Genomic DNA, 3659 nt, shown 5'->3' with positions numbered 1-3659 from the left:
GACTTGGCGGCGGCGTTGCAGCCGGAGGAACGCGTGCGATTTCGGGTGGCGGAGGCAGGCGTCCCCTGGGACGTACCGCGGTAGCGGATGCAAGGGTGAAGCCCCGGCCTGCGCCGGGGCTCCGTCCGTAATCGCTGGCCGATTACGGCATCAGCACGGTGTCGATGACGTGGATCACGCCATTCGATTGCAGCACGTCGCCCTGCGTGACGTGGCTCATGCCGCCCTTGGCATCGGTCAGCATGATCTGCTTGCCCATCATCGATGCGGTGAGGGGTTCACCGTTGACGGTGGTGAGCGTGGCCTTGCCACCACCGGTCTTGATCGCCTTGGCGATATCCTTCGCGGTCATGCGACCGGCGACGACATGATAGGTGAGGATCCCGGTCAGGGTGGCCTTGTTCTCCGGCATCACCAGCGTGTCGACGGTGCCGGCGGGCAGCTTGGCAAAGGCAGCGTTGGTCGGGGCGAACACGGTGAACGGACCTGGGCCCGACAGGGTTTCGACCAGACCGGCAGCCTTGACCGCGGCGACCAGCGTGGTGTGATCCTTGGAATTGACAGCGTTTTCAACGATGTTCTTGGTGGGGTACATCGGCGCGCCGCCGACGGTCGGCACCTTGGCCGACACGGCGATCGGGGTGGCGGCGGTTGCGAGGGTCAGCGCGGTCGCGAGCAGCACGCGATTGAGCATCTTCGACATCAATAATCTCCTGGCTGTTCCATCCTGGTACGGACGAAACTAACCTATGTACGCGCCGAAGCGTGACAAGGTTGCGTCGGACCGCAGGACCCAGCAGGGAATCGGTGATTATTCGCCCATGCCGTCGGCCGCGGCGGCGCGGGCCAGCGCGCCGGCCATCAGTTGAAACTCCTTCTCGCGCGGCGACCCGCGCCGCCAGGCCAGGGCGATCTGGCGGGAGGGGCGATCGGCGTCGAGCGGCACCGCGACGATATCGGTATGACGCAGGATGCCGGCGCGGATCGCCATCTCCGGCAACAGGGTGACGCCCAGGCCGTTATCGACCATCTGGACCAACGTGTGCAGCGAGGTGCCGAGCATCGATGCCTCCGACCGCAATTCGGGCCGGTTGCAGGCGGCAAGCGCGTGATCCTTCAGACAATGCCCGTCTTCGAGCAGCAGTAGCTGGGTCTCGTCGATCGCCTCCGCCGCGATGCGGGGCGGGGGATCGATCGCCTGACCACCCGGAAAGGCGACATAAAGCGTGTCGTCGAACAGCTTGATGCTGTCGATGTCGCCACACTGATACGGCAGCGCCAGCAGCACGCAATCGAGATGACCGCGATGGAGCGAATCGCAGGCGGCGCTGGTAGTTTCCTCCCGCAGATAGAGTTTGAGATCGGGCCATTCGGCGCGCAGCCGCGGGAGCATGCGCGGCAGCAGGAATGGCGCGATGGTGGGGATGACGCCCATGCGGAGATCGCCCGACAGGGGCTTGCCGGCCGCGCGGGCCATGTCGGCCAGCTCCTCCGCCTCGCGCAGCACGCGGCGGCCCTTGGCCGCGATGCGGTGGCCCAGCGGCGTGAACCGGACGACGCGGCGCGTGCGTTCGACCAGCGTGGTACCAAGCAGCGATTCCAGTTCGCGCAGCCCGGCCGACAGCGTGGATTGCGTGACGAAACATGCATCGGCGGCACGGCCGAAATGGCCCTGCTCCTCCAGCGCGACGAGATATTGCAGCTGTTTCAGCGTCGGGAGATAGGTTGACATAGATCGCTTTCATCGATCAGGAACCCATAGAATAATCGATTTGCTTCATCCGTGGCAAAAGATATTGCACTGCAGCAGACCGGTTTTGCCGGCCGACCCCGAATCATCACAAGGAAAAGCGCGATGCTGACCGTTGGCGACAAGCTTCCCGATTTTGTTCTCCCCGTCCAACAGGGCGTGTCCGCACTGCCCGGTGACGAGACCATCGACCTGTCCAAGAAGGACGGGAAGTGGAAGATCCTGTTTTACTGGCCGAAGGACTTCACCTTCGTCTGCCCGACCGAGATCGTCGGATATGGCGAGCTGAAGTCGGATTTCGCCGACCGTGATGCCGTCCTGATCGGTGCGTCAACCGATACGACGCATGTCCACTTCGCCTGGCGCAAGTCCGACGAGCGACTGGCCGCCGCGGATTTCCCGTGGATTGCCGATAACGGCAAGAAGCTGGCCACCGCGCTCGGCATCATCCATCCGGAAGAGGGTGTCGCCTATCGTGCGACGTTCATCATCGATCCGGACAATGTGATCCAGCATGTGACGGTCAACGGCCTGAACGTCGGCCGCAACCCGCAGGAGGCGCTGCGCGTGCTCGACGCGTTGCAGACCGACGAGCTGTGCCCGTGCAACTGGACGCCCGAGGACGAGGTTCTGCGCCCCGCGGCCTGATGTCCACCGCGACGGACGCCGGGGTTTCCGGCCGGGCGGTCGTCGCAAGACGGGGCGCGGGGATGATCATTGTCCCCGCGCCCTTTTCTTGTCTGTTCCCGAAGGAGTTTACCGATGTCGCTCAAGAGCTTTGCCGACACATTGCCCGATTATGCCAAGGACATCCGGTTGAATGCCGGGTCGCTGGTCAATGACCAGACCTTGGGCGACCAGCGCAAATGGGGGCTGCTGCTCGCCTGTGCGCACGGTTCGGGATATCGCCCGCTGGTGGACGCCGTCGAAGCCGATGCAGTGGGCAAGCTGAGCCCCGAAGCCGCCAATGCGGCGCGCGCGGCGGCGGCGGTGATGGCGATGAACAATGTCTATTACCGGTTCGTGCACCTAGCATCGAACCCGGAATATGGCCAGATGCCCGCGAAGCTGCGGATGAACGTGATCGGCAATCCCGGCATCGACAAGGCGGATTTCGAGCTGTTCAGCCTGGCGGTATCCGCCCAGAACGGGTGCGGCATGTGCATCGACAGCCACGAGAAGGTGCTGAAGCAGCATGGCGTCAATGCGGAGGTGATCCAGACCGCCGCGCGCGTCGGTGCGGTGATGACCGCGGTGGCGACGGTGCATGCCACGATGACCGCGGCCTGAGGACCGCGCCAGGGCCGGACGCGGGACTCGCAAAGGTCCGGCGTGCGGCCTATATTCCCGCGATGACCCGACCCGGAGACCGCCCGTGCTGAACCGGCTTGCCGATTATCTGCAGTCGATCAAGGCACGGGATCCCGCGCCGCGATCCCTGTGGGAAATCCTGCTCTATCCGGGGACGCTGGCGGTGGGCCTGCACCGCGTCGCACACTGGTTGTACGAAGGAGAGATGTGGTTCGCGGCGCGGTTCGTGAACCATATCGCGCGTGCGCTGACCGCGATCGATATCCATCCGGGGGCCAAGATCGGCCGCAACCTGTTCATCGACCACGGTTTCGTCGTGATCGGCGAGACGGCGGAGATTGGCGACGACGTCACCATCTATCAGGGGGCGACGCTGGGCGGGACCAATCCGACCAGCGGGGTGGGCGGCAAACGCCACCCGACGTTGGAAGACGGCGTGATCGTCAGCCTGGGTGCGGCGATCCTGGGACCGATCACGGTGGGCACCAAGGCACGGATCGGTGCCAATGCCGTGGTCACCAAGCCGGTGGCGCCGGGCGCGGTGATGGTCGGGATCCCGGCCAAGCCGATGCCGATGGATGCAGCGGAAAAGGCGAAG

General features: G+C 64.7%; 5 protein-coding genes. 3 read left to right on the top strand and 2 right to left on the bottom strand.

Going from position 1 to position 3659, the window contains the following annotated elements; translation table 11 throughout:
* Positions 1-142: 142 nt before the first annotated feature.
* Together VF649_RS14080 and VF649_RS14075 are read right to left on the bottom strand one after the other, a co-directional pair.
* A complete protein-coding gene (locus tag VF649_RS14080; RefSeq protein WP_414713688.1) occupies positions 143-703 on the bottom strand; it encodes a fasciclin domain-containing protein in 561 nt (186 codons plus the stop codon).
* Positions 704-811: 108 nt separating this feature from the next.
* Positions 812-1732, bottom strand: coding sequence for a hydrogen peroxide-inducible genes activator (locus tag VF649_RS14075; RefSeq protein ID WP_331012590.1), 921 nt, complete (start codon positions 1730-1732; stop codon positions 812-814).
* A gap of 123 nt (positions 1733-1855) precedes the next feature.
* On the opposite strand from VF649_RS14075, the gene VF649_RS14070 reads away from it, so the two are divergent.
* The 3 genes from VF649_RS14070 to epsC all read left to right on the top strand — a co-directional run.
* The gene (locus VF649_RS14070; protein ID WP_331012589.1) at positions 1856-2398 is read left to right on the top strand and encodes a peroxiredoxin; all 543 of its coding nucleotides are present in this window, start codon (positions 1856-1858) and stop codon (positions 2396-2398) included.
* A 114-nt stretch (positions 2399-2512) separates the two neighbouring features.
* Positions 2513-3040 carry a carboxymuconolactone decarboxylase family protein gene (locus tag VF649_RS14065; RefSeq protein WP_331012588.1) on the top strand — a complete coding sequence of 176 codons (528 nt, stop codon included), beginning with the start codon at positions 2513-2515 and terminating at the stop codon, positions 3038-3040.
* Between the two features lie 85 nt (positions 3041-3125).
* Positions 3126-3659 (top strand): serine O-acetyltransferase EpsC (gene epsC, locus VF649_RS14060; RefSeq protein ID WP_331012587.1); only part of this gene is annotated, 534 nt, incomplete at its 3' end.

Origin of the sequence: Sphingomonas sp. (genome assembly GCF_036387535.1) — a bacterium.
Classification (GTDB): Bacteria; Pseudomonadota; Alphaproteobacteria; order Sphingomonadales; family Sphingomonadaceae; genus Sphingomonas_R.
The sequence above is the reverse complement of the archived record's forward strand: the minus strand, read 5'-3'. Positions and strand labels throughout refer to the sequence as shown.